This is a genomic window from Micrococcus cohnii, assembly GCF_014205175.1.
GTDB classification, from domain to species: Bacteria; Actinomycetota; Actinomycetes; order Actinomycetales; family Micrococcaceae; genus Micrococcus; species Micrococcus cohnii.
In genome coordinates this window covers 232,969-253,883 of sequence record NZ_JACHNA010000001.1, presented here as the reverse complement: position 1 = coordinate 253,883, position 20,915 = coordinate 232,969, and the positions used below count along the sequence as shown (strand labels likewise).

General features: G+C 67.1%; 24 protein-coding genes and 1 tRNA gene. 2 read left to right on the top strand and 23 right to left on the bottom strand.

What is annotated here, in order from left to right; translation table 11 throughout:
- Nucleotides 1–68: 68 nt before the first annotated feature.
- On the bottom strand, nt 69–566 hold the full coding sequence (locus HDA30_RS01140; RefSeq protein ID WP_184240842.1) for a hypothetical protein: 498 nt from the start codon (nt 564–566) through the stop codon (nt 69–71).
- A 381-nt stretch (nt 567–947) separates the two neighbouring features.
- On the bottom strand, nt 948–1,484 hold the full coding sequence (locus HDA30_RS01135; RefSeq protein ID WP_184240841.1) for a single stranded DNA-binding domain-containing protein: 537 nt from the start codon (nt 1,482–1,484) through the stop codon (nt 948–950).
- A 1-nt stretch (nt 1,485) separates the two neighbouring features.
- Here HDA30_RS01135 and HDA30_RS01130 point away from each other — a divergent pair, with 1 nt between their 5' ends.
- Nucleotides 1,486–2,730 carry an IS256 family transposase gene (locus HDA30_RS01130; protein WP_031943898.1) on the top strand — a complete coding sequence of 415 codons (1,245 nt, stop codon included), beginning with the start codon at nt 1,486–1,488 and terminating at the stop codon, nt 2,728–2,730.
- Between the two features lie 3 nt (nt 2,731–2,733).
- Here the strand turns inward: HDA30_RS01130 and HDA30_RS01125 are convergent, their stop codons facing one another.
- From HDA30_RS01125 to HDA30_RS01035, 19 genes are all read right to left on the bottom strand, one after another.
- Nucleotides 2,734–2,892 (bottom strand): hypothetical protein, encoded by a 159-nt coding sequence (locus HDA30_RS01125; RefSeq protein WP_184240840.1) that lies wholly within the window; start codon nt 2,890–2,892, stop codon nt 2,734–2,736.
- Nucleotides 2,893–2,990: 98 nt separating this feature from the next.
- Complete coding sequence (locus tag HDA30_RS10620; RefSeq protein WP_343059255.1) at nt 2,991–3,554, bottom strand: recombinase family protein; 564 nt, start codon at nt 3,552–3,554, stop codon at nt 2,991–2,993.
- Nucleotides 3,555–3,994: 440 nt separating this feature from the next.
- The gene (locus HDA30_RS01115; protein ID WP_184240839.1) at nt 3,995–4,564 is read right to left on the bottom strand and encodes a GNAT family N-acetyltransferase; all 570 of its coding nucleotides are present in this window, start codon (nt 4,562–4,564) and stop codon (nt 3,995–3,997) included.
- 51 nt (nt 4,565–4,615) lie between these two features.
- A complete protein-coding gene (locus tag HDA30_RS01110; protein WP_184240838.1) occupies nt 4,616–5,425 on the bottom strand; it encodes a hypothetical protein in 810 nt (269 codons plus the stop codon).
- 268 nt (nt 5,426–5,693) lie between these two features.
- Nucleotides 5,694–5,927: a hypothetical protein gene (locus HDA30_RS10430; protein WP_246418673.1), complete on the bottom strand. Its 234-nt coding sequence runs from the start codon at nt 5,925–5,927 to the stop codon at nt 5,694–5,696.
- 160 nt (nt 5,928–6,087) lie between these two features.
- Complete coding sequence (locus HDA30_RS01100; RefSeq protein WP_246418672.1) at nt 6,088–8,154, bottom strand: TraM recognition domain-containing protein; 2,067 nt, start codon at nt 8,152–8,154, stop codon at nt 6,088–6,090.
- Nucleotides 8,151–9,659 carry a conjugal transfer protein TraC gene (locus HDA30_RS01095; RefSeq protein WP_184240836.1) on the bottom strand — a complete coding sequence of 503 codons (1,509 nt, stop codon included), beginning with the start codon at nt 9,657–9,659 and terminating at the stop codon, nt 8,151–8,153. Before HDA30_RS01095 ends, HDA30_RS01100 begins: the two co-directional genes overlap by 4 nt.
- A 2-nt stretch (nt 9,660–9,661) precedes the next feature.
- A complete protein-coding gene (locus HDA30_RS01090) occupies nt 9,662–9,820 on the bottom strand; it encodes a hypothetical protein (RefSeq protein WP_184240835.1) in 159 nt (52 codons plus the stop codon).
- Between the two features lie 20 nt (nt 9,821–9,840).
- On the bottom strand, nt 9,841–11,430 hold the full coding sequence (locus HDA30_RS01085; RefSeq protein WP_184240834.1) for a PrgI family protein: 1,590 nt from the start codon (nt 11,428–11,430) through the stop codon (nt 9,841–9,843).
- Nucleotides 11,427–12,473, bottom strand: a complete 1,047-nt coding sequence (locus HDA30_RS01080) for a hypothetical protein (RefSeq protein ID WP_184240833.1) — start codon at nt 12,471–12,473, stop codon at nt 11,427–11,429. The genes HDA30_RS01085 and HDA30_RS01080 overlap by 4 nt, the downstream gene beginning before the upstream one ends.
- A 42-nt stretch (nt 12,474–12,515) precedes the next feature.
- The gene (locus tag HDA30_RS01075) at nt 12,516–12,830 is read right to left on the bottom strand and encodes a hypothetical protein (RefSeq protein ID WP_246418671.1); all 315 of its coding nucleotides are present in this window, start codon (nt 12,828–12,830) and stop codon (nt 12,516–12,518) included.
- A 185-nt stretch (nt 12,831–13,015) separates the two neighbouring features.
- Complete coding sequence (locus tag HDA30_RS01070) at nt 13,016–13,558, bottom strand: hypothetical protein (protein WP_246418764.1); 543 nt, start codon at nt 13,556–13,558, stop codon at nt 13,016–13,018.
- 154 nt (nt 13,559–13,712) lie between these two features.
- Nucleotides 13,713–13,976, bottom strand: a complete 264-nt coding sequence (locus HDA30_RS01065; protein WP_184240831.1) for a hypothetical protein — start codon at nt 13,974–13,976, stop codon at nt 13,713–13,715.
- Entirely contained in the window at nt 13,973–14,812 is an 840-nt protein-coding gene (locus HDA30_RS01060; RefSeq protein WP_184240830.1) for an RNA polymerase sigma factor, read from the bottom strand. Before HDA30_RS01060 ends, HDA30_RS01065 begins: the two co-directional genes overlap by 4 nt.
- Nucleotides 14,812–15,840 (bottom strand): helix-turn-helix domain-containing protein, encoded by a 1,029-nt coding sequence (locus HDA30_RS01055; protein ID WP_184240829.1) that lies wholly within the window; start codon nt 15,838–15,840, stop codon nt 14,812–14,814. The genes HDA30_RS01060 and HDA30_RS01055 overlap by 1 nt, the downstream gene beginning before the upstream one ends.
- Nucleotides 15,837–16,145 carry a hypothetical protein gene (locus tag HDA30_RS01050; protein ID WP_184240828.1) on the bottom strand — a complete coding sequence of 103 codons (309 nt, stop codon included), beginning with the start codon at nt 16,143–16,145 and terminating at the stop codon, nt 15,837–15,839. Before HDA30_RS01050 ends, HDA30_RS01055 begins: the two co-directional genes overlap by 4 nt.
- Nucleotides 16,142–17,053: a DUF2637 domain-containing protein gene (locus HDA30_RS01045; protein WP_343059253.1), complete on the bottom strand. Its 912-nt coding sequence runs from the start codon at nt 17,051–17,053 to the stop codon at nt 16,142–16,144. The genes HDA30_RS01050 and HDA30_RS01045 overlap by 4 nt, the downstream gene beginning before the upstream one ends.
- Nucleotides 17,054–17,232: 179 nt before the next feature.
- The gene (locus tag HDA30_RS01040; RefSeq protein ID WP_343059252.1) at nt 17,233–18,093 is read right to left on the bottom strand and encodes a DNA-binding response regulator; all 861 of its coding nucleotides are present in this window, start codon (nt 18,091–18,093) and stop codon (nt 17,233–17,235) included.
- Nucleotides 18,090–18,320: a helix-turn-helix domain-containing protein gene (locus tag HDA30_RS01035; protein WP_184240826.1), complete on the bottom strand. Its 231-nt coding sequence runs from the start codon at nt 18,318–18,320 to the stop codon at nt 18,090–18,092. The genes HDA30_RS01040 and HDA30_RS01035 overlap by 4 nt, the downstream gene beginning before the upstream one ends.
- 111 nt (nt 18,321–18,431) lie before the next feature.
- Here HDA30_RS01035 and HDA30_RS10800 point away from each other — a divergent pair, with 111 nt between their 5' ends.
- Entirely contained in the window at nt 18,432–18,773 is a 342-nt protein-coding gene (locus HDA30_RS10800; protein WP_184242237.1) for a helix-turn-helix domain-containing protein, read from the top strand.
- Here the strand turns inward: HDA30_RS10800 and HDA30_RS01025 are convergent.
- Together HDA30_RS01025 and dnaG are read right to left on the bottom strand one after the other, a co-directional pair.
- A tRNA-Asn gene (locus tag HDA30_RS01025) sits at nt 18,735–18,806 on the bottom strand. The two genes, HDA30_RS10800 and HDA30_RS01025, sit on opposite strands and share 39 nt — an antisense overlap.
- 171 nt (nt 18,807–18,977) lie before the next feature.
- Nucleotides 18,978–20,894, bottom strand: coding sequence for a DNA primase (dnaG, locus tag HDA30_RS01020; RefSeq protein WP_184240825.1), 1,917 nt, complete (start codon nt 20,892–20,894; stop codon nt 18,978–18,980).
- Between the last annotated feature and the right edge of the window lie 21 nt (nt 20,895–20,915).

Sequence of the window (20,915 nt, the reverse complement as noted above, 5' to 3'; positions counted from 1 at the left end):
AACGACTGGCCCGGGTTCGTCCTCGGCCAGCCCCGCGTCTGCGGCGCCAGTCGCAGGGCCGTCGTCAATCAGCTCCGCATCGTCAGCATCATCTCGCGCAGCTCCTGGCTCACCAACGTCGGCGGTTCGTTGCGGCCCGGGTCCATCCCCTGCGCCTCCATCCAGGCGAACACCTCGTTCACCATCGCCTCCAGCCGTTCCGCCCCCTCCAGCTGCGCCCGCGCCGACAGCTCCTCGAACTGCACCCGATCCACCGGCTCCACCCGACCCGGTGCCGCCTGCGCCTGCCTCGACAGGACCATCGCTCGCAGATACCGGCCGAACTCCTCCGTCATCCCCTCGAAGCTGCTCAGCTCCATCAACGCCTCGGCCACCGTCGGGAACTCCGCCAGATACTCCGGGTCCGCGTACGGCCCCATCCGATCCACCGACACGTCCCCGAACGGCGTCGGCTCCTCCAGCCTCTGCCACACCGTCGGGTCCGCCTCCCACTCCCGCTGCGCCTGCACCGTCGCGCTCGACGCCTGCATCTCGGACTCGCTCGTCTCCATCTCGATCCGCTCCATCGCTCTGCACCCTTTCTGCCTGCTCCACCGCAAGCTCTTCCAACGCCTCGAACAGCGACAGCTGCCCAGCGACCTGTCCGTTCTTGTTCTTTCGCGCCACGGGTTCTCCTGACGTGGTTGACATAACTCCACAGTTGCCGTCGGGCTGTCAACCCGCCTCCAACGGCCCTGTGCTGATCTTCGTGCGCCGTTACCGGCCCGGCCCCTCCACCGAGGTTCCCTGCGATTCGACGGGCCGCCTACCGACAGCCCCGACCGCTCAGGCCGGACACACCGGGTACGGCGCCAGCGCGCCGAGCGCATGTGACAGACATCCGCACGCACAACAGCACCGGTCGGACCTAGGAAGGCCCGACCGGTGCTGCACTGGACTGCTCGTCGTTAGCGCGACGGGCCGGACATGCCCGGCCCTGCCTGCTCGATCCCGAGATTCTGCTCGACCGGCTGCGTGGACGCCTGCCAGGCCGGGTCCGCCGCGACGTTCTCCGGGCGCTGGCCCTCCAGCCCGCGCTCACGTCCGGCCTGTGCGCCGCCGACGCTCGGCCCCATCTGGACCGTGTTGTGCTGCATAGACGCCGACACCTCGTCAGCCCAGATTCCGTTGTTCAGGCCGGCCTGGCCCTCACGGTTTACGTACGGCTCGACGCTGTACTTGCCCGTCACGCTGACGCGCTGTCCGGTGTCGACCGACTCGAGCACGTTCTTGCCCAACTGTTCGCGGCCGATCCGCACGTCGTAGTAGATCGGGTCGAGGTCGCGGTACTGGCGGGTTTCACGGTCGAAGATCTCCTGCGGAGTTGAGTCCCTGATAGTGGTGTAACCCTCCCCGGCCGCCAACACCGTCCCCAGCATGGACGCGGTCACCGTGGGAGCCTTCGAGTGAACCTTCCACAGCACTCTCGAAAGGGACATCACCACGATGACCGCTCCTCACATTGTCGACCCTGAACGCCTGCTACGCGAAGCGATCGGCGAAGCCTCGCCGGACTTGTTGCGCCACCTGCTGCAGACCGTGATCAACGCCCTGCTCAGCGCTGACGCAGACGCGGTCTGCGGCGCCGAGTACGGCACCGCTTCTGATACCCGCACCGCACAGCGCAACGGGTACCGCCACCGGCCCCTCGACACCCGCGCCGGCACGATCGACGTGGCCATCCCGAAACTGCGCGCCGGCACGTACTTCCCAGAGTGGCTGCTCGAGCGACGCAAGCGGGCCGAGTCCGCGTTGATCACGGTCGTCGCCGACTGCTACCTCGCTGGGGTCTCCACCCGACGCATGGACAAGCTCGTGCGCCAGCTGGGCATCGACTCGCTCTCGAAGTCCCAGGTCAGCCGGATGGCCGCCGAGCTGGACGAGCACATCGACGCGTTCCGGCACCGCCCGCTGGGGGATGCCGGCCCGTTCGTGTTCCTCGCCGCGGACGCCCTGACCATGAAGGTTCGCGAGGGTGGTCGGGTGATCAACGCGGTGGCCATGGTCGCCACCGGCGTCAACGCTGACGGGCGACGTGAGGTACTCGGGCTGCGGGTGGCCACCACGGAGTCAGGCGCGGCGTGGAACGAGTTCTTCGCTGATCTGGTCGCCCGCGGCCTTCACGGGGTGAGACTGGTGACTTCGGACTCCCACCGTGGCCTGGTCGAAGCCATCGCGGCGAACCTGCCCGGGGCCGTGTGGCAGCGGTGCCGCACGCACTATGCCGCGAACCTGATGGCGGTGACCCCGAAGGCCATGTGGCCGGCGGTGAAGGCCATGCTCCACAGCGTCTACGACCAGCCTGACGGGCCCGCGGTGCACGCCCAGTTCGACCGGCTCTTGGACTACGTGGCCGAGCGGTTGCCCGCCGTGGCTGGGCACCTCGATGCTGCTCGGGAGGACATCCTCGCGTTCATCTCGTTCCCGAAGGACGTGTGGTCCCAGATCTGGTCGAACAACCCTGCCGAGCGCCTGAATCGGGAGATCCGGCGCCGCACGGACGCGGTGGGCATCTTCCCGAACCGGGATGCCGTGGTGCGGCTCGTGGGGGCCGTGTTGGCTGAGCAGACGGATGAGTGGGCCGAGGGCCGCCGGTACCTCGGTCTCGAGCTGCTGGCCCGCTGCCGCGAGCCCCTCACGCAAGAACCGGGCACCGTGATGGGCACGGAGGTGATGCCGGCCCTGGCCTGATTCTCATGCCTCGAAGACGGTTACACCACTTCCAGGGACTTGACCCTCCTGCGGCTCGGCCAGACGGAAGGCGACCATCTGCCCCCGCTGGGTGTTCACGGTCTCCGGCGCGGTGGCCACGTACCCGGTCACGGTCTTCTCGCGGTCGATGTTCTGACGCATCAGCGTTCCTCCTCAGCTCGTGCCCGAACCCCCGTGGCCCGGACACCACCGATACGACTCCCGCATCGACCGTGCATGTGACAGACACCGGGCCGCCCTCAGTCGTACTCCCCCGCGCGCACTCGCGTGATCGTCCTACGCGAGACCCCGTGAAGCGCCGCGATCTGCGCCACCGGCAACCCCGCCGCCAGCGCCGCCTTGACCGCGTCCACTCCCGCGGAGGACAGCACCCGCGGCCGACCACCGACCCGACCTTGCGCCCGCGCATGAGCCAGTCCATCACGCGTGCGCTCGACCAGCAGCTCCCGCTCCCACTCGGCCAGGGACGCCATCGTCCGCATCACCAGCCGTCCCGCAGGAGTCGTGCTGTCCAAGTCCAGATCGAGGGCCTTCAACCGCACGCCCCGCTCCTCCAGCTCAGCAACCGTCCTCAACGTGTCCACCGTCGACCGTCCGAGACGATCCAGACGGGTCACCAACAGCGTGTCCCCAGACCTCAACCACTCGAACGCTGCACGCAGCCCAGGTCGCGCCGACTTCGAGCCGCTGATGACATCGCAGAACACCTTCTGCGATCCAAGCTCCTCGAGCGCCTGCTTCTGCGTCGACAGCGACGAGTTCTGGTCGCGCGTCGACACCCGTGCGTACCCCGCGATTGCCACCACGTCAGCACCACACCCAGCTCGTCAGCGACGACGCGATGTCTTCTTCCGGCAGCCACATCCCCGCCGACACTCCGACATCCAGCAACTCGACAGAATCCGTGTGCGTGCTCATCGACAGCCTCCTCGTGGCCAGACCCTCCTGGGACACCAGGGATTCGCCCACACCGCCAAGAACGCATGTCACACGCGAATGCACCCGTAGCGGGTGCTCAAGCTGCCCCGCCCCCGGCTGCCCGGGCGCCCGGGCAGGCGACGCCGTCCGGCCACTCACTCCGCCCCCGGCCGGGCGCCCAAGGGGCCGATAGGATCACCACGGCAGGTGTGCCAAAAACGCCGAACGCTCCGCCTTATGGCTCACCGGGTTCTGTCCAGCGTTTTTGCACACCCGTTCAGGCAGGACCGGGACGCCATCACCGCCCATGCCAGAAACGATCGATTCAAGTGTGCTGCGCGGGGCGCCGCATGGTGTGGACGACAGGTCCTGACGGAATGTTGGTCGTAACTTCAACGGCGAACCCATGGCGCGAGTACAGGGTGACGTTTCGTGGATCGGAGGTTTCCAGGACCGTAGTGGCCCCCACCGCATCGAGCCTTCGCAGCCCGTCGGAGAGAAGCGAGGACGCGACGCCCTGGCCCCATCTCGCGGGGTCCACCCCAATCGTCGCGAGTTCCCACGCGCCAGCCGGGTGTTCAGGCAGTCCGGTCGCCACAAGAGCAGCAAGCCGGTCGCCCATCAGAACTGCGATACGTGCCTGGTCGGCCTCGCTCGGGACAGGAGCGCCAGGAGCCAAGAAGGCCGCGACTCCGTGGCCGTCGCGCTCGATGAGCACGATCCCATGGTCGAGAGCGTGGCGAAGGTAGATCGCTTGCAGTGCCTCCAAACGTTCAGAGTACTCCTCGGCAGGGATCGTCCAGCGCGTCCACGGGTACTCCTCGAAGGCAGAGGCCAGCACGCGGGCCGCCTGTGGAATGTCGGCGCCGGTGGCCTCGAGGACGGATGGCGTCATGAGCTCAACCTATGTCACGCCGGCAGTCCGAGGCGATTCATAAACGATCGTTTACGCCCAGTCGCGCCCGTCATTCGACGTCTGCCACTCCACCGCCAACTCCGGGTCCGAACTCGAGACCTCCACGCGAAGACGCGGCTCCGCTGGCGTGGACGACGCAACGTCCAGCACAGCCGTCACACCCTCGTGAGGCCGGAACGGGGCGAGGCCGACCGGGTTCGACACCGCGACCTCGTCCCGGTCACTGTTCAGGATCTGCGCGCGGATGTACTGCACCGCATCGCTCGGCCGCCCCAGAGTGTCTTCCTCACGCGTCGTGGATGCCCACGCGGTGAAGTCCTCCTCGTCGTAGTCCAGTGTGAACGCGGGCCGGTTCCCGTACGCCTCGGGCTCCTTGTGCATGCCGACCTTCTCGCACCCGGCCTCATCGACCATGCGGCGCAGCCGCGCGGTCAGCATCTCCACATGCGGGTGCCACATCATCATCGGCCCCAGACCCGGAGCCTGCTCTTCCCAGACCTTGTACTCCATGCACATCGCCGCGTACAGCTCAGCCGTGATGTCCGAATGCTTGTACCAGCACGGCGGAACGATCGACGTCACGAGCCGGTACTCGCGTACGAACCAGTCCACCCAGCGGCGCAACGCGTTCCACGCTTCCCACTGGTCCTGGGCTTCGATCTCGCGCCAGCGCACACCCATCCACCGCGGAGGACCACCCTCAGCCAGTTCCGCCGCGACCCCTGGGTCCACGAAGGGCAGCGGCGTCCCCTTTCCGTCCGGTCCGTCTGTCTGTCCGTCCGTCCCTGCGACGTCGTCCCAGTCCTGAGCCTCGTCGTCTTCCACCCACGGCGAACCCATCAGAAGCGTCCTTCCCTCGTGTACTTGCGTGCCGGTCCACCCAGCAGCTTCTCGAGCCGCCGGAACAGCTCCTCGACGGCCTCCCGGCCATCGCATCCCGTCGTCCTCATGTGCCGATGCGCGCCGTCCTCACACGTCTCGCACAACCACACCCCGACCCCGCCCGAGGCCCGGCAAGCAGCCCGGTCGACATGACGGCCATCGAGGTTGTGCCAGCGCACCGTCACGGGACGTTGACAGACGTGACAGCGACTTGCTGCCGGGGCGCTCATGCCGTGTCCTGTCGCTGCCGGATCATCCGCGCCACGATCACGATCGTCGCCCGCCGCCTGTCCCATCCGAAGAATTCCTTCCGTCCGTCCATGATCTGGTGAAGCCGCTGATGGTGCTCCCGGCACATCGGCATCAAGTCCTCGTGCGCCTCGCGCGCGAGCCACTTCCCGCTGACTTCGTCCCTGGTCACCCCCTTGTATGACACGTGATGCAGGTCCAGGCTCTTCACATCCGAGAGTGTGACGCCGCAAACCTGGCACGCCGGTTCATGTCCGTCTGCACGACAATCCCGGAACCAGCGCACACGGCGGTATCCCCACGCTTGCGACCGCAGATACCGCTTGTACGCCGGCGAGCCTGTGCGGTGCAGTCCGAACCTGGCCACGTCGTCACCGCACCACGATTGCCGGGTCCGGTGCCTGCTCTGGCTCCGGCTTCTGCTCCGTCGCCGTCGAGCCCTCGGTCTCTTCCGCCGAGTCCTGCGCGGTGTCCTCCGTAGACGAGGACTCCGTCTGCGGCTCCACCTCGGCCGGGGCCGCAGGCTCCTTCTGCGTCGTCTCCGCAGTCGTGGACTCCGGCACGGGAGAGGACTCAGGCTTCGGCTGCACCGTGTCCGGGTTGTCGGCGCGGTCCGCCGCCGTCGGCTCGGACGACCCGGCTTCCTTCGACTCGAGCTCGTCCAGCAGCGCCTTCGAGTACCGGCCCGCTGCCGCCTTGATCTCCTTGCCGTCCTTGCGGTCCCACCACCGGGTCATCTGCATCAGGATCGGCCGCCCGTTGCGGTTCAGCAGCAGCCCCCAGCCGAACGGCAGACGACGCAGCTCCGACACCGATACGACCTCGGCCTCGTGCACCTGCTCCGACACCGACGTGGACTCCTTGCCGCGCGACGTCGAGGACCGCAGGATCTTCCGCTGACCGGCCAGCTTCGCGAACTGCTCCAGGTCCGCGACGTTCGAGGCACCACCGAGCTGGACCTTCACCGTGGCCGCGTCGAACAGCGCCTGCGCCTGCTGCTCTCCCCACTCGTTACGGGCCTGAGCCATCGACTGGAACACCGCGAACGGAGACACCCCAACACCGCCACCATCGGCCATCAGCTGCGTCAGACCCGGCCAGGCACCCGAGATGTTCGCGATCTCGTCCAGCACCAACGACAACGGCGGATCGAGCCGGTTCCCCGGCGACTTCGCCGCCAGCTCACGCGCCCGCTCCGTGATCGCGTCCATCATCGCGATCAGGAACGGCCCCGCACTGGAGCCGCCCGTCTTCGTGCCGACAATGTAGAGCGTCCCGCACTCGGTGAGGAACTTGTCGATGTCGAGCACTTCCTCGAACTCGCCCGGACGCAGCACATCACGCACTTCCGGCACCGACAGGCCCTTCACCGCGCCCTCGACGCCGAACCACTTCGACTGCAACAGCTTCGGGTCGCCCTCGATGATCCCCTTCAACACGAGGTTCCAGTTCATCGCGGCCTTCGGGTGCTCCGTCAGGATCTTGACCGCTTCCTTCGCCTCAGCCGGGTTGTTGCCCCACCGCATCAAGTCATCGACGGTCCGGTCCCCCAGCGCGGCGGCGTGCAGCAGGCACTCCATGATCGTGATCGCCGGGGCCTGCCACTCCGCGTTCGAACTCGACGCCCCCAGCCCCGAGGCGCCGATCAGCGACGCCGACCGCTGGTTCGCCACCCGCGGCTCCTCACACCCGGTGATGGGGGACCACTTCAGCGTCGAGGGCTGCCCCGTCAGGCCCTGCGGGTCGAACAACGCGACCGGACCCTTCTTCTTCCGCATCTCGGCCGTCGCGCCGAGGTTGTCCGCACGCGAGCTGGTCGTGATGACCGGCCCCGGCGCATCGAGAATCGCACCGATCAACAGGTGCACACCCTTACCCGAGCGCGGCGGGCCGATGAGCACGACCGACTCCTCATAGGAGGCGAACACGTCGACGCCCTCAGCCTTGCCCAGCCGCATCGACCCGTCGGTGATCTTCGGCTTCTTGATCGACGGGCGCACCTTCTTCACCCGACCCAGCACGGCCTTGCGACCCACGGCCTTGGCAATCTCCGGAGACCGCGCCAGCCCGTCACGCTCCCGCAGGTCCTTGATGAACTTCTTGTCCGACTGCTGGTACTTCTGCCACGCCGTCACACCGACGACCAGGGCGACGACGCCTGCGACACCCACTCCGATCAGCGCGCCGGTGACACCCTGACTGGTGGCCGTGCAGCCCGAGGCCGTCGTGCCGAACGCTGCCGGGTCCTGCGTGGCCACGAACCCCAGCGGTGCCAGCAGCCCCTCGGGGATCGGCGGCTCACCACAGGCCACCCGGACCGCGAGGAACCCCGCCGCGACGTACAGCATGTACAGGCCCATCACCGGGAGCATCACGAACAGGAGCATCTTCTCCGGCCAGTCAGCACCTTCGAGCACCTGCTGGTTTTCGCGCTTCATGCCGACACCTCCTCATTCTGCTGCTTGTCCATGCGCTCATCGGTGTCGAACAGAGGCAGCTCGGCCTTCGTGAGCCGGTTCTGCACCTCGAACGATGAATCCCCGAGCCGCCACAAGCCCGTGCCCTTCGGCAGGGACCGCACCAGCGCCCGCTCCCGGTCCGACAGCTCCATCTCCGAGCCGGTGACCTTCAACGCCGACCGGTCCTGCCGGTAGATGACCTTCACGTCCGCGTCAGACAGCAACGACTTCGCCATCGCGGCCATGCGGGAGTCCTTGTCACCGGCCATCTCGAGGTCCGCGATCTTGTGGAGCACGAGCACGTTGAAGATGCCGTAGGCCCTCGCGAGCTTCCACTGCTCGACCATGCGCCGCAGGTCAGCCTCGCTCGAGATGTTGTCCCAGCCCTCTTCGTAGATCACCAGGCGCTGGCCCCCGTCACGGGTGGTCACCATCGCCTCCGTCCAGGCACCAGCGCACGCGTTCACCACACGCACCGCCTCCGGGGAAGCACCGCGCAGCGCCGAGGTGTCGATCGACGTCGCCCGCGCTGACGAGTCGAGCACCGCAGTCGTCTCCCCATCGAACATGCCCGCGAGGTCACCAGAGGAGACGCGCGTAAGGGTCATCATCATCACCGACGCTGCTTCCACAATGAGCTTGTCCTCATCGTCTCGCTGAACCTGCAACGCCGCGATCACGTCAGGGATCACCGGCACCCGCGACTCACGCGCCGCCGTCGCCACCGCCGAGTCCAGGGCACCCGCGAGAACGTGATGCTCGGGCGAGGTCAGGTCACGGTCGGTGAGGATGCGTGCCAGCGTCACCAGGATCGACATCCGCCGGGTGCGGACCATCATCGCCCACGCGTGATCCGTCATCGGCTTGCCCTCCACATCCGTCGAGGGACGCGTCCCAGGATCGAGCGGGTTCAGGCGCGTCTCCAGGCCCGGCCCGACCTGGATCACAGTGCCGCCCAGGCCCCGGACCACGCGGGTCCACTCGCCCTTCTTGTCCGAGGCGACCGAGAGCTTGCGCCCGGCCAGCACCTGCCGCACCGCCAGCGACTTCGCCAGCGATGACTTCCCCGTGCCGACCTGCCCGAACAGCATCATCGACATTCCCGAGATGACCCCGGACTTGTAGAGCGACCACGGGTCGAAGCAGAACGCCCCGCCACCGTTCATGTCACGCCCGATGTAGAGGCCCTGGGCGCCCAACCCCGGCCCTGCCACGAATGGGTACGCCGTGCTCGCCGTGTGCGAGGTCGTGCGGACCGCACGAGGGGCCAGCGTGTGCATCCCACGCAACTGGTACTTCCCCGACGGCCCGACCTTGCGACCCTCCGGCTCTGGGAATCGGTCTTGCTTGGCCTCCCTCGCCCGCTCCCGACGCCGTTTCGCGCGTTCACGGTTCAGCTGCCGTTGGGCCTTCTGCGCCTCACGCCGGTTCTCGCGTCCATCCTCGATGACCTGGAACAGCCCATGCTCGGTCGAACGTCCCACGATCAGAACCTCCCCGACACGGGGCCGCACGTCACGCCCTGCCCCATCAGCCGACGCACCAACGCGCCCTTGCCCTGACCAATCCGACCGAACAGGACCAGTCGCTCGATCCTCAGCTCCTGCGCCTTCTGCTCGACGCCTGCCGTCAGATTCACCGTCATCTCTCGTCCTCCCCTGCTCGTCACAGCTTGATCCGTCCGAAAGGCAGCGCCGCGGCCATGAACGCCGAGTCCTGTTCGAGCCACAGCGGGCGCAGTTCGCACCCAGTCGCAATGGCGTCCGTGACAACATCGTTCGAGGCCGCTTCCAGCTCCGACAGGCTCCGCGCGGTCACCGTGACCAGCACGACCATGTCCAGCGACGCGTGCCGCCGCATCAGCTCGTCCTGCTCGCGCATGATGTCGACCAGCTCCTGCTCGTGCTCCGGCGACGGCGGCCGGTCCATCGCCTTCAACGTCCGCGAATCCGACTCCCACGAGGACCGCCGCCCCCGCGTCGCGCGCATCGCCTTCGCGCGGTCAACTGGCGACATCACCACAGTCACCGTGTGCCGGAAGTCCCCGGAGAACACCAGCTCGTCCAAGAACCCGAGTCGCGCTGTCTCCTGTGGCAGCTCCGCGATCTTGAACGTGCGATGCAGGTAGCCGTCCATCTCCAGGTAGCCCGGGTGGACGTCCACGGCCATCGGCCCCGCCGACGCGGGCGCGGTGCCGCGCAGCTCCCCGTCCTCACCGGTCATCGTCACCGTCACCGACGAATCAGGATCGAACGCCGCACGCGACAGCGCCGCCAACGACCGGGGCGAGTGCCAGGCCGCGACCCGCGTACCCGAACGCGGCAAGTGCCCCTCGATGGTCGTCATCAGCTTCAGCGTGTACTCCATCAGGGCCGGAAGACCGCCGCCCATCCCCTTCAGCCGCGACCCAATCTGCGCAGGGGAGACGACCACGGACAGCCACTGCTCATGCACCGGCATCGACTGCGCTTCCTTCATCAACTCCTTGAACGCCTGGTCCAGGAACGGGTCAACCTCAGCCGCATTCATCCCGGACTGCTCCTGCTTCGACTCGTAGAACCCCTGCACCGCCGACCCGGAAATCAGGGTGGTCTGGTCCGATGCCTGCACGCGCACCACACCCGGCATCCGGGATAACCCAGCCAGCGCCGCACCCCACGACAGGGACCGCTCCTCCTGCGCGTCGAACGACTCGAGGCTGAACCCACGGCTGGTGATGACCTTCGCGCAGATCACGGCCTCACGCTCATGCGGGTCCCACACGAACCCGGCACCGTTCGGCAACGCATACGCCTTCAGCTCGCTGGCCCCGCCTGGCAGGCGGAACCTCGTCGGGTTGCCGGGCTTGATAGCGCCCTTCGGCGTGCGGGTCGCCTTCTGCTCGACCTCCAGCGCACGCACCTGCGGTTCACCATCAAGCAGCTTCAGTTCGTGTGCCGGAGACAGACCCTGTCGGTACTCCAGCTGATCGCCCGCTCCACGCTTGGCGTATCGCAGCCCGACAGCAACCCATGCAGGCAGGGACCGACCCCGGAACCGCACCACCCCGAACGCGGTGCAGACCGCCAGCACAAGCACACCAAAAAGGATCGCCCAGCCGCCCCGGAACAGGCTCACCAGCAGGAACACCGCCCCGAACCCGACGACGATCAGCTGATCCCAGGTCAGCCCGAGCAATAGCCCTGCCGTGCGCTCCTGCGGGAACCGGACTCCGTCGTACTCGGACTCGACAAACTGCTTTTCCACGGTGCTCATCGCATCCGCCCTCCTCTCACGGCCATCGACGCCGCGCGCTGACTCATTCGCCCGGCACGAACCGAGGCACCTCTCATCGAATTCTGAACACCGCGTCCAGCGCGGCCTGCGGCCATCACGCCCGCCTGCTCGACACCCTGGCTACCGCCGCTGATCCACGTGACCATCGACAGCATCACCAGCGGCATCGCGGCCGCGACGAACACCAGAACCAGGCCAGCCACGGTTTGAATCCAGTCCGTCGACAGCGCCGCCATCGACATGCCCAACCGGATCGTCGCCGCACCGACCGGCGCAGCCATCAACAGTCCAATGACCATCGACAGCCACCGACCCGCCAGCGCCTTCGCCGGTTCCAGGGCCAGCGAGAAGATCGCCGGAGCAGCGAACGAAGCCAGCAGCAGGATCACGACGGTCCGGAAGATCATCATCGCCATCAACACGAAGCACGCGATGAAGATCACCAACGCCACGAGCCAAGCGACCAGGATCATGCCGTTCTCGGCGTCCTTAGAGGCCATCTGCCACTGCGCATAGTTCTCATCGAGGATGATCTCGTCATCCTTGCCGTTGTAGCTCAGCCCGAACAGGTTGAGCACTGCCGAGACGGCCTGGTCCTCGCCCTCGGACCCCTCGTAACCAACCTCGAGAATCCACATCGTCATCGCCTGTGTGGCCCCCATGGCCAACCAGACCAATCCGACAGTGACGTAAGTGAATGGCACCGAGAACACTGCCGTCACCAGCGCCCGCATCATCCCTGCCGTGGACCCACGCAGTGCCGAGAGCACCACCTGAATGACCACGAACACGATCAACAACGGCAGCATCGCCACCACGATGATGTTCAACATTCCCGGGTGATCGACCACCACGGTCCCGCCGCCCTCAACGGTGGTGGTTACCTGCCCACCGACGACCGACACCCACCACTCCGGGGTGAGCGCACCCACGGCGAAGGAGTCTTTGAGCAATCCCCAGGCGGCCTTCGCCAACCCGAGGATCGACCCGTTCATCCATTCTTGGAAGTCTTTCTCCCACATTTTGGCTACCTCCTCCGTGAGTGCGCTCTACCGGGTCTCAGATCAGAACAGCGTCAGACCCGCGCCCCAGCGGACCAGCGCCGAAACCGACGCGATCAGCGCGCCGCCGACGACGCCCCAGAGGAAGATCGAGATGCCCACGGACTGAGCACCACCGGACTTCGAGAGCTTGCCGAACAGCCAGATCATGCCGCCAATAGCGACCGCAGCCATGATCGCGACGAGACACGAGCCGATGACCATGGCGGTCACGTTCTCGAGCGTGTCCATCCAGGGCGCGTCGTACGACGGAGAAATCTCCGGAACCTCAGCAGCCAGCGGGACACCGGCGGCCAGGGTCGTGGTCAGATTCATCATCAGTTCCTCCTGTATGAGTGATGAAGTCGACCGGCAGGTCACCGGCCAGCAGGCAGGCGCCCGCTGCCAGATGTACGTCGTCACGACCCCAGGGGCATGTCAGGCCCTTGGGACACGAGAAAGGCCCCTGACGTCCTGCCGCAGCAGAACGTCAGGGGCCTGACTCCAACGGGAGCCAACTCCAGTCACCCGACAGTGAACGTCTCCGTTTTCGTCGAACGGCGGAACTTCCCGTCCGCACCGTTGAGGACCTGCGTCACCTCAACCTTGACCTCCGTGCCCTTCTCCACGGACTCGTTCTTCGCGGAACAGTCATCACCCTCGGCGGCATACCACTTCAGCGAGTTCACCGAGATATCGCCCGGCGCGACCGCCGTCTGCACGACATCGTGCTCGAACTGCCCATCGGTCACCTTCTTCACGACCCGCTTGATCTCCTCCTCAGAGGGCTTCGGGTCCTCCTTCGTGAAGTCGCGCACCGCCATGTCCGTACACGACTGCTTCGGTGCTTCCTTCTTCACCTCCACAGCCTGCGGCCGCGCACCTGCCGGCATCAGCTCCGAGGTCCCCAAGCTGGTCCCCCACTGTGCAGCCGCCGCCGAACTCGCCACGATCGACGCGCCCACCGCGGTCACACCCACCGTGGCCCACCCACGGCGAATCGCCCGCGACGAAAACACGACCTTGCCCCAGAGGGCCAGCGCGACACCCCCCGCCACCGCCACCATCAGCAGCACCAGCGCGGAGCCCATCACCCAACCTGCCAGGGTCGTCCACTCGGACAGTCCGTCCGGATCAATCCCGTCCAACATCGTCTCTACCCTTCCCGTTGCCCGTTGTCTGGTCTCATCACAAGTTCGTCGGCCCCGCCCTCCGTGTCTGTCACGACAGCACCAGAACCATCACCAGCACCCAGAGGGCGAGCATCACCAGGCACACCACCCCGATCAGCGCCCGGCCTCGTGGCGAGTCCCAGCTCGCCGGAACTCGCTCGCTCAGCTGCTCCGGCAACGGCGCGTCGACCGAGTTCTCACGCCACTGCGCCGCTGCCTTCTGCACCGAGTCCTTCAGCCGCTTCTTCGGCTTGTCCCGCTCGATGTAGATCACCTGCGGCTCACCCTGCTCTTGCGTCTCCTGCTCGTTCACTGCTCTCCCCTCTCGTTCCGAATCACCGTCGACGCGACCCGCAGCAGATGCCGCGTATCCGCGAGGTACTGCCTGCTCGTGGAGTGGCTGAACCCGGTGGTCTGCATGATGTGCTCGACCGTGACGGCCTCGAAACGGCCCCCGGCCTTCGCGCAGGCCAGCGCCACCTGGCGGGACCAGTCGCCCGCGTCGCCGTCGTCGGGCAGGCAGCCCACCAGCACCCGCAACGTCACCGGCGCACCTGACGCCGCGACCCGCTGGGCCGCGCGCACCACACGGGCGCAACGCACCAGCTCACGGCGGGCCTGCCGCAACGCGGATACCGAGACACCCATCGCCGCCGACGCAGCCGCCACGTCGTCGCGGTAGACCATCACCACCGCCAACGCCCGAGCGGCCATCTGCCGAGACTCCATGCACGCGAACGTGGCCCGCATGATCGCGGCGACCTCGCTGTGCGCGGTCATCGCGTCGACAACCTCGTCGGTCGGATCAGCCAGGAACATCGACACCGAGTTCTTCTCACGGGCGACCGCCGACGCCTCGAAAACCTCCTGCCGGTCCCGATCCCCAGCGACCGAACGCAGGTGATCGACAGCCTTGTTCCGGGCGATTGTGCCGACCCAGGTCCGCAACGATCCGCGCTCGGCGTCAAACCGGTCCCGCGACTTCCACGCGGCCTCCCACGTGGTCTGGAGAACGTCGTCCACGACGTCACCGTTGCCCGCGGGGCCGAGCACGGAGACCACCGTGCCGCGCACCGAAGCGACCGCTTCGGCCAGCTCCTCCCCCGAGACCTCTACGGCCTCGGTCATCTGCTGGTTGCGCTCACCCATCAGTCACGCACCGCCCCGGCTCCGACCGGCTCACGCGGGATCATCCGGCGCTCGATCCGGCAGTGCGGGCAGTCATCGAGCACAGACCGCCCGTAGTTGGGCACATGCACCCCCGGGTTCTCGCACGGCTCACCGACCCGGCCCTGACGGACCGCAACCGGCCCAGCCCCGGCACCGCTCGACGGCGCAGACCGTGGGCGGGTAACCGCCACCAGCTCCTCGAACTCGGCGGCCAACGACCTGGCCACGAACGCGGTGGGCTTACGGACCGGTCCAGCCGCCCGAGCCAGGACCACGTCCACGATGGAGCGCACCTGCCCAGCCTCCAGGGAGTCAGCGGCTGGGACTCGCTGGACCAACTCGGTCAGGTCGACGCCCCGATGCGAAGCCGGGACCACCTCCCCCTCGTCCTGGGACTCGTCGTCCGTCGTCGGTCCGTCGTCGTCGCCTCGCGTACCGGAGACGACAGACGGACTGACGGACGGATCAGTCAATGAGGGTTCTTGAGGGTTAGTCCGCGCGCGATCCTTATAAGGCGCGATGTCGTGGTTGTCGCCCAAATCGGACACGGTGTCGCCCAAATCAGGTTTGGGCGACAAAGTGTCAGGGCGCGTATTCATGCGGTTCTCGGATTTGGGCGACAGATTGTCGCCCCGCGTGCTCATGCGGTTCTCGGATTTGGACGACAGATTGTCGCCCCGCGGATTCATGCGGTTCTCGACCTGCTCTCCAGTGACCGTCTCCAGTGTCTGAGGGTGCAGCTGGTACCGCGATCCCGTCCGACCACGGTCCCTGCCGCCGTAGATCGGCTTCACCGAGATCAGTCCCAGCTCCTCCAGCCTCGTCAGCTGACGCTGGACCGACCGCACCGACTGCGCCGTCCCCTGAGCCAGCAGCTCCTGGCCCGGGAAGCAGCTCCACTCCTCGTCCGCGTGATCCCCCAAGAGCAGCAGCACGAACGCCTGGCCGGTGTTCAGCACGCCGGTCTCCGTGACCCGACGCGCCCACATCATCGCCTCGATACTCATGCCTGACCCTCGCTCTCCGTCAGCGGAAGCCGGTACAGCACCCGCCCGTCGTGCACCTCAACGACCAGCACGCGCCGCCAGCTCATCCCGGCAAGATGCCGCTCGACCTGCCCGACCGTCAGCGCACTGGACTGCGCCAGCTGTGCCAACGACACGGCCCCACGTCCGTCCTCGTCAGCCCGTGCCGCCAGCTGGATCAGCACCATCCGCTGCTCCACGCTCGTGGTCTCGGTGCGATTCATGGCCCACTCCGCCGCCATCACGTTCATCTCGACCTCGTGGTCCTCACGTCCGGTCGTGCTCATGCCTGCTCCTCCTCCACGCTGAACGACTCCGGGTGCGCCTCACGCGCATCAGCCAGTCGGCGACGCCCCGTGCGCTCCGAGCACCCAAACCGCTCGGCAATCTCCGCCGCCGACGGGGCCTGTCCCGCCTCGGCCTGCTCCACGATCCACGCGGTCACCTCAGCACCCGATGCCTTCACCGGAGCCGGAGCCGGGGCCGTCGTGTCTTCCTGCCTCTCGGACACCGTTGCCGTGGACTCCAAGGCAGTGCTCGCCCGGACCTCCTCGGCCTCAGCCTCACGACCCATCCGGTCCAGCTCGCGCTGGTGCCGAGCCTCAGCGACCTCGGCCTCACGCTCGGCTTCACGCCGCGCCGACTCGATCTGCCGACGACTGGCCGCGAGCTCCGCCTCAACCTCGGCACGCTGACGCTCCAACTCGGCCCGAGCCCGGATCTGCTCGGCCTCCTCCGACATCTGCGTCGCCTGCTCCGCGCGCCGGGAATCCGGCGTCTCAACCGCGACCCGCGCCAGCTGATCGGTAGCCACGAACACGGCCACCGGGACCATCACCGCGATGGTCACACCCACCAAGGACTGCCAGACGCTCCCGGTCTGCGCGCTCATCGCATGAGCCCCGTTAGCGATCATCGACAAGCCCGTGAACGCCCCGAGCGCCCACCAGGACGCTCGCGCCGATTCGCCACGGGCCTGATGGATCAGCACCGAACCTGCATAAACGAGGATCGCCAGGTCGATGAACACCGGCACGGCCCAGCTCATGAACAGCGGCAGTCCCAGCCAGGACGCGACCTCGTACAACGCCGCGAAGCTGATGCTGAACGCCACCACCCCGGCGATGGCCGTCCCGATCACAATCGCCCGAATGAACCGTCCGTCCGTAGGGTCCAGCCGCCGGGGCACTCCCACGGGCCGCTCCGATGACGCGGCACCATCGGGCGCGGTATCCTCATCTCGTCCAACCGATGAATTGGAGCCAACCTGCATCGTGGAATGGACGTGAGTGGAATCCTCGGCAGCCTGCCCGCTGACCGGGGATTCCTCATGTCGGGCCCGGGCCGTCCGGGCCTCCCACTGCTCCTGAGCACTCACTGCTCGACCTCCTCAATCCGCTTCAGCACGGTGTCCAGGTCATCGACCGCATCCCGCAAGGTCGACTGAATCTCTGTCGTGGACTCGCCCTTCACGCGGCCCACGCTCTGAATCACGTTCGCCAGGGTCCGCACACACCGGGCGGAGTCCCACACGACTCCGTGCAGCTCCTCGTCCGAAACCGCGGCCTCCCCTGTAGCCGGAGAGACCAGCGAGGCCATCGGCGCGGCAGCCTTGATGAGCGCGGGAACCGCTGCGGCCCCAGACCCGTTGAACGCGGTCAGCACTCGACGGGCGCGCCCAGCTTCTTCCTTGTCGCGCTGCTCCATGTCCAGAGGCTCGACACCAAACTCCTCAGCGGGCATGTCCAGGACCGCGTCAATGTCGATGTCTTCCTCAACGGCCTCTACGGCGGGCTTCGGTGCTTGCGGGCGTGCGGGCTGGTACTCCTTGCCGTCGACACCGAGGACACGAGTGTGTTCTTCGTCTTCAGGTGTTCCATTTGGAACACCTGCTGTCTCGGCACTCCTCAGCTCGCGGTGCACCGTGCCAATCGAGAGTTGCGTGGCGCTCACGATGGCTCGGGTGCTCATTCCGGCCTCACGCAGGGACAGGACCACGTTCTGTCGTTCTTCGAGCGGCGGCCGCAGATAGAGGTTGCCGAACTCTCGTGTGACGTATTCGTCCCAGGAGTGGTACCCAATCGCTTCCCAGGCCCGACCGCGATAAGCAGCCCGGATCAGGTGCCAGACCGACTCCATTCCGGTCTTGATCTGATCCGTCAGCTCACGCGCTCCACGTTGGGTGAGGAGGTCGTTGCCCTGGTCGGCCAGCGAAGGCTGAAGATCCACGCTCACTGCGACATCACCCCGTCACGCTCGAACGTCAGCAGCTCGTGCAGTGGGACCTCCAGGAACGTAGCCACCTTCTCGAGTTCCGTGAAGGAAAAGTCCCGGTGCCCGTTCATGCGGGCGGAGATAGCTGCATGACCCAGGCCGAGCGATTGGCCAAGGTCTCGTTGCGTCCGATCCAGCAGAGCGAGTCGTGAGCGAATCTGGCGAATGAGCTGTGTCTGTCTCGTCATGAGGACAAGTGTTCTCGTTACGCGTCATCAAGTCAAGACGGATGATCTCGTAACACGAACTTTCGGGCTCGATTCGATGACATTCGATATCATCACGAGTACCCTGGAGTCATGACAGGACGAGTGCACAGCAATGGAGACCCCCGCTCAGCGATGGTGGCGAGTGAGATTCGCGCATGGCTGGGACGGCGCCAAAAGTCACAGAGCGACCTCGCGCGTCACCTCGGTATCGCCCGAAGTGCCGTGAGCGTCCGCATGAATGCGACTCGTGATTTCACCCTCGTTGAACTCATGGAGATTGCCGACTGGCTAGACATCTCGCTCGCGGACCTGCTCGGCCCGGAGCTTCTTCAGGCACGACGAAGCCCCCACACCGAACTAGTCGGTGCAGGGGCTCAGGGAGCTTCTGCTCAGCTCCCCCGGCTGGATTCGAACCAGCAACCCTTCGATTAACAGTCGAATGCTCTGCCGTTGAGCTACGGGGGAATGCTGTCGTCGGCGGCCAGGGCCGTCCGAGCAACGGATGAAACCATACCAGAGCGTCCCCGGCGAGTCACATCGACGCGACGCCACAGCCCATGCAGACGACGCGGCCACCAGTGTCCGGGGCCGCCTGGTCAACGGCACGGCCGCGCGCTCGGCCGTCCCACCGACCGATCAGTCCTCCGCCCGCAGCGCCCGACGCCGTGCCTCGAGCCGCATGAGCTCCTCGTTCAGGCGCACGAACTCGTCGTGGGCCCCGTCAAGCCCGAGCCGCTGGAGCCGCCCGAGTAGCTCCTCCTTCTGGTGCTGGATCTGCAGGGCGAACAGTCGGTTCATGATGTCCTGGCAGTAGCGCACCACATCCGCCTCCGTCCGCGCCGGAATGTCTCGCACCGCCAGCTCGGAGACGACCGCCCCGACCTCCTCGGGCACCGCGTCACGCACCGCGTCCACCCAGTGCTGGGGGCTTGCCCCCGACGCGCCCGCCCGCTTCACCGCCGCGTGCACCGCCGCATACTGCGGCACCGTGAACCGCGACGTGTAGAACGCCCGCCACTGCTCGGCCGAGAGCAACGTCGGATGCTGCAGCACCACCTCGAGGGACTCGCGCTCACGCCGGGCCGTCGGATCCCGAGGATCGACGGGGACGACCAACGGGACCCGCGGCTGCTGGTCCACGTGCTCGGCCGACTGCGCCGGCTCCGCCGCCTCCCGACGCTCCGCGCGCTGCTGCGTCCGGTCCCCGGCCCGCTCCCCCGCACGCCGGCCACGCCCCGCCGCGGCGACGGCCCGGCGCACATCGTTCGGGTCCAGGCCCAGCCAGCCGGCCAGCTCCCGCTCATAGCCGGGACGCAGCACCGAGTCCTTGATGCCCGCGACGATCGGCGCCGCGTGCCGCAGGGCTCCGGCCCGGCCCTCCACGGTGTTCAGGTCGTAGTCCTTCAGCCCCGCGCGGATCGCGAACTCGAACAGCGGCCGCCGCGAGGAGATCAACGCCCGCACCGCCTCGTCGCCCTTGTGCTGGCGCAGATCACACGGGTCCATGCCGGAGGGCTCCACCGCCACGAACGTCTTCGCCAGGAACCGGTGGTCCTCGTCGAACGCCTTGAGCGCCGCGTTCTGCCCGGCCTCATCGCCGTCGAAGGTGAACACCACCTCGCCGCCGGTGCCGTCGTCGGAGATCAGCCGCCGCACGATCTTGATGTGCTCCGCGCCGAACGCGGTGCCGCACGTGGCCACGGCCGTGTCGACGCCGGCCAGGTGCGCGGCCATCACATCCGTGTACCCCTCGACGACGACGAGCTGACGTTTCTTCGCGATCGACCGCTTGGCCAGGTCGATGCCGTAGAGCACCTGCGACTTCTTGTACAGCGGGCTCTCCGGAGTGTTCAGGTACTTCGGGCCAGGGTCGTCCTCGTACAGCTTGCGGGCGCCGAAGCCGATGGTCGCGCCGGTCATGTCCCGGATCGGCCACATCAGCCGGCCCCGGAACCGGTCGTAGAGGCCGCGCTGGCCCTCGGAGACCAGACCGGAGGCGCGCAGCTCGTCGTCGGTGAAGCCGCGGCGGCGCAGCTCGTCATGCAGGTTCGACCAGCCCTGCGGGGCGTAGCCAATGCCGAAGTGCTTGGCGTGCTCCGCGGTGAACCCGCGGTCGGTGAGGAACTCGCGCGCCGTCTGCGCCTCGCGCGAGCCGAGGGCCCGCACGAACAGCTCGTCGGCGATCTTGTGCGCTTCGAGCAGCCGACGCCGACGCCCTACCTCCTGCCTGTCCGGGCCGGATCCGCCGTCCTCGTAGTGCAGCTCGACGCCGGCCCGTTCGGCCAGCCGCTCGACCGTCTCAGTGAACGTCGTGTGCTCCAGGGCCATGAGGAACGCGATGACGTCGCCGTGCTCACCGCAGCCGAAGCAGTGATACGTGCCGACGGCCGGGCGGATGTGGAACGACGGGGTGCGCTCGTCGTGGAAGGGGCACAGGCCCTTGAACGAGCCGACGCCGGCCGAGCGCAGCGTCACATACTCCTCGACGACGGCCTTCAGATCAGTGCGCTCGCGGACGAGGTCGATGTCCTTGCGCACGATCAGTCCAGCCATGCCCGCCATTCTAGGCTGGAG

What these genes read in the sequence shown, in the direction of transcription:
- HDA30_RS01140 (WP_184240842.1), bottom strand. Translation starts at nt 566, where the DNA reads ATGGAGCGGATCGAGATGGAGACGAGCGAGTCCGAGATGCAGGCGTCG.
- HDA30_RS01130 (WP_031943898.1), top strand. Translation starts at nt 1,486, where the DNA reads ATGACCGCTCCTCACATTGTCGACCCTGAACGCCTGCTACGCGAAGCG.
- HDA30_RS01125 (WP_184240840.1), bottom strand. Translation starts at nt 2,892, where the DNA reads ATGCGTCAGAACATCGACCGCGAGAAGACCGTGACCGGGTACGTGGCC.
- HDA30_RS01115 (WP_184240839.1), bottom strand. Translation starts at nt 4,564, where the DNA reads ATGACGCCATCCGTCCTCGAGGCCACCGGCGCCGACATTCCACAGGCG.
- HDA30_RS01110 (WP_184240838.1), bottom strand. Translation starts at nt 5,425, where the DNA reads ATGGGTTCGCCGTGGGTGGAAGACGACGAGGCTCAGGACTGGGACGAC.
- HDA30_RS01100 (WP_246418672.1), bottom strand. Translation starts at nt 8,154, where the DNA reads ATGAAGCGCGAAAACCAGCAGGTGCTCGAAGGTGCTGACTGGCCGGAG.
- HDA30_RS01090 (WP_184240835.1), bottom strand. Translation starts at nt 9,820, where the DNA reads ATGACGGTGAATCTGACGGCAGGCGTCGAGCAGAAGGCGCAGGAGCTG.
- HDA30_RS01085 (WP_184240834.1), bottom strand. Translation starts at nt 11,430, where the DNA reads ATGAGCACCGTGGAAAAGCAGTTTGTCGAGTCCGAGTACGACGGAGTC.
- HDA30_RS01080 (WP_184240833.1), bottom strand. Translation starts at nt 12,473, where the DNA reads ATGTGGGAGAAAGACTTCCAAGAATGGATGAACGGGTCGATCCTCGGG.
- HDA30_RS01075 (WP_246418671.1), bottom strand. Translation starts at nt 12,830, where the DNA reads ATGATGAATCTGACCACGACCCTGGCCGCCGGTGTCCCGCTGGCTGCT.
- HDA30_RS01070 (WP_246418764.1), bottom strand. Translation starts at nt 13,558, where the DNA reads ATGGTGGCGGTGGCGGGGGGTGTCGCGCTGGCCCTCTGGGGCAAGGTC.
- HDA30_RS01060 (WP_184240830.1), bottom strand. Translation starts at nt 14,812, where the DNA reads ATGGGTGAGCGCAACCAGCAGATGACCGAGGCCGTAGAGGTCTCGGGG.
- HDA30_RS01055 (WP_184240829.1), bottom strand. Translation starts at nt 15,840, where the DNA reads ATGAGTATCGAGGCGATGATGTGGGCGCGTCGGGTCACGGAGACCGGC.
- HDA30_RS01050 (WP_184240828.1), bottom strand. Translation starts at nt 16,145, where the DNA reads ATGAGCACGACCGGACGTGAGGACCACGAGGTCGAGATGAACGTGATG.
- HDA30_RS01035 (WP_184240826.1), bottom strand. Translation starts at nt 18,320, where the DNA reads ATGACGAGACAGACACAGCTCATTCGCCAGATTCGCTCACGACTCGCT.
- HDA30_RS10800 (WP_184242237.1), top strand. Translation starts at nt 18,432, where the DNA reads ATGACAGGACGAGTGCACAGCAATGGAGACCCCCGCTCAGCGATGGTG.
- dnaG (WP_184240825.1), bottom strand. Translation starts at nt 20,894, where the DNA reads ATGGCTGGACTGATCGTGCGCAAGGACATCGACCTCGTCCGCGAGCGC.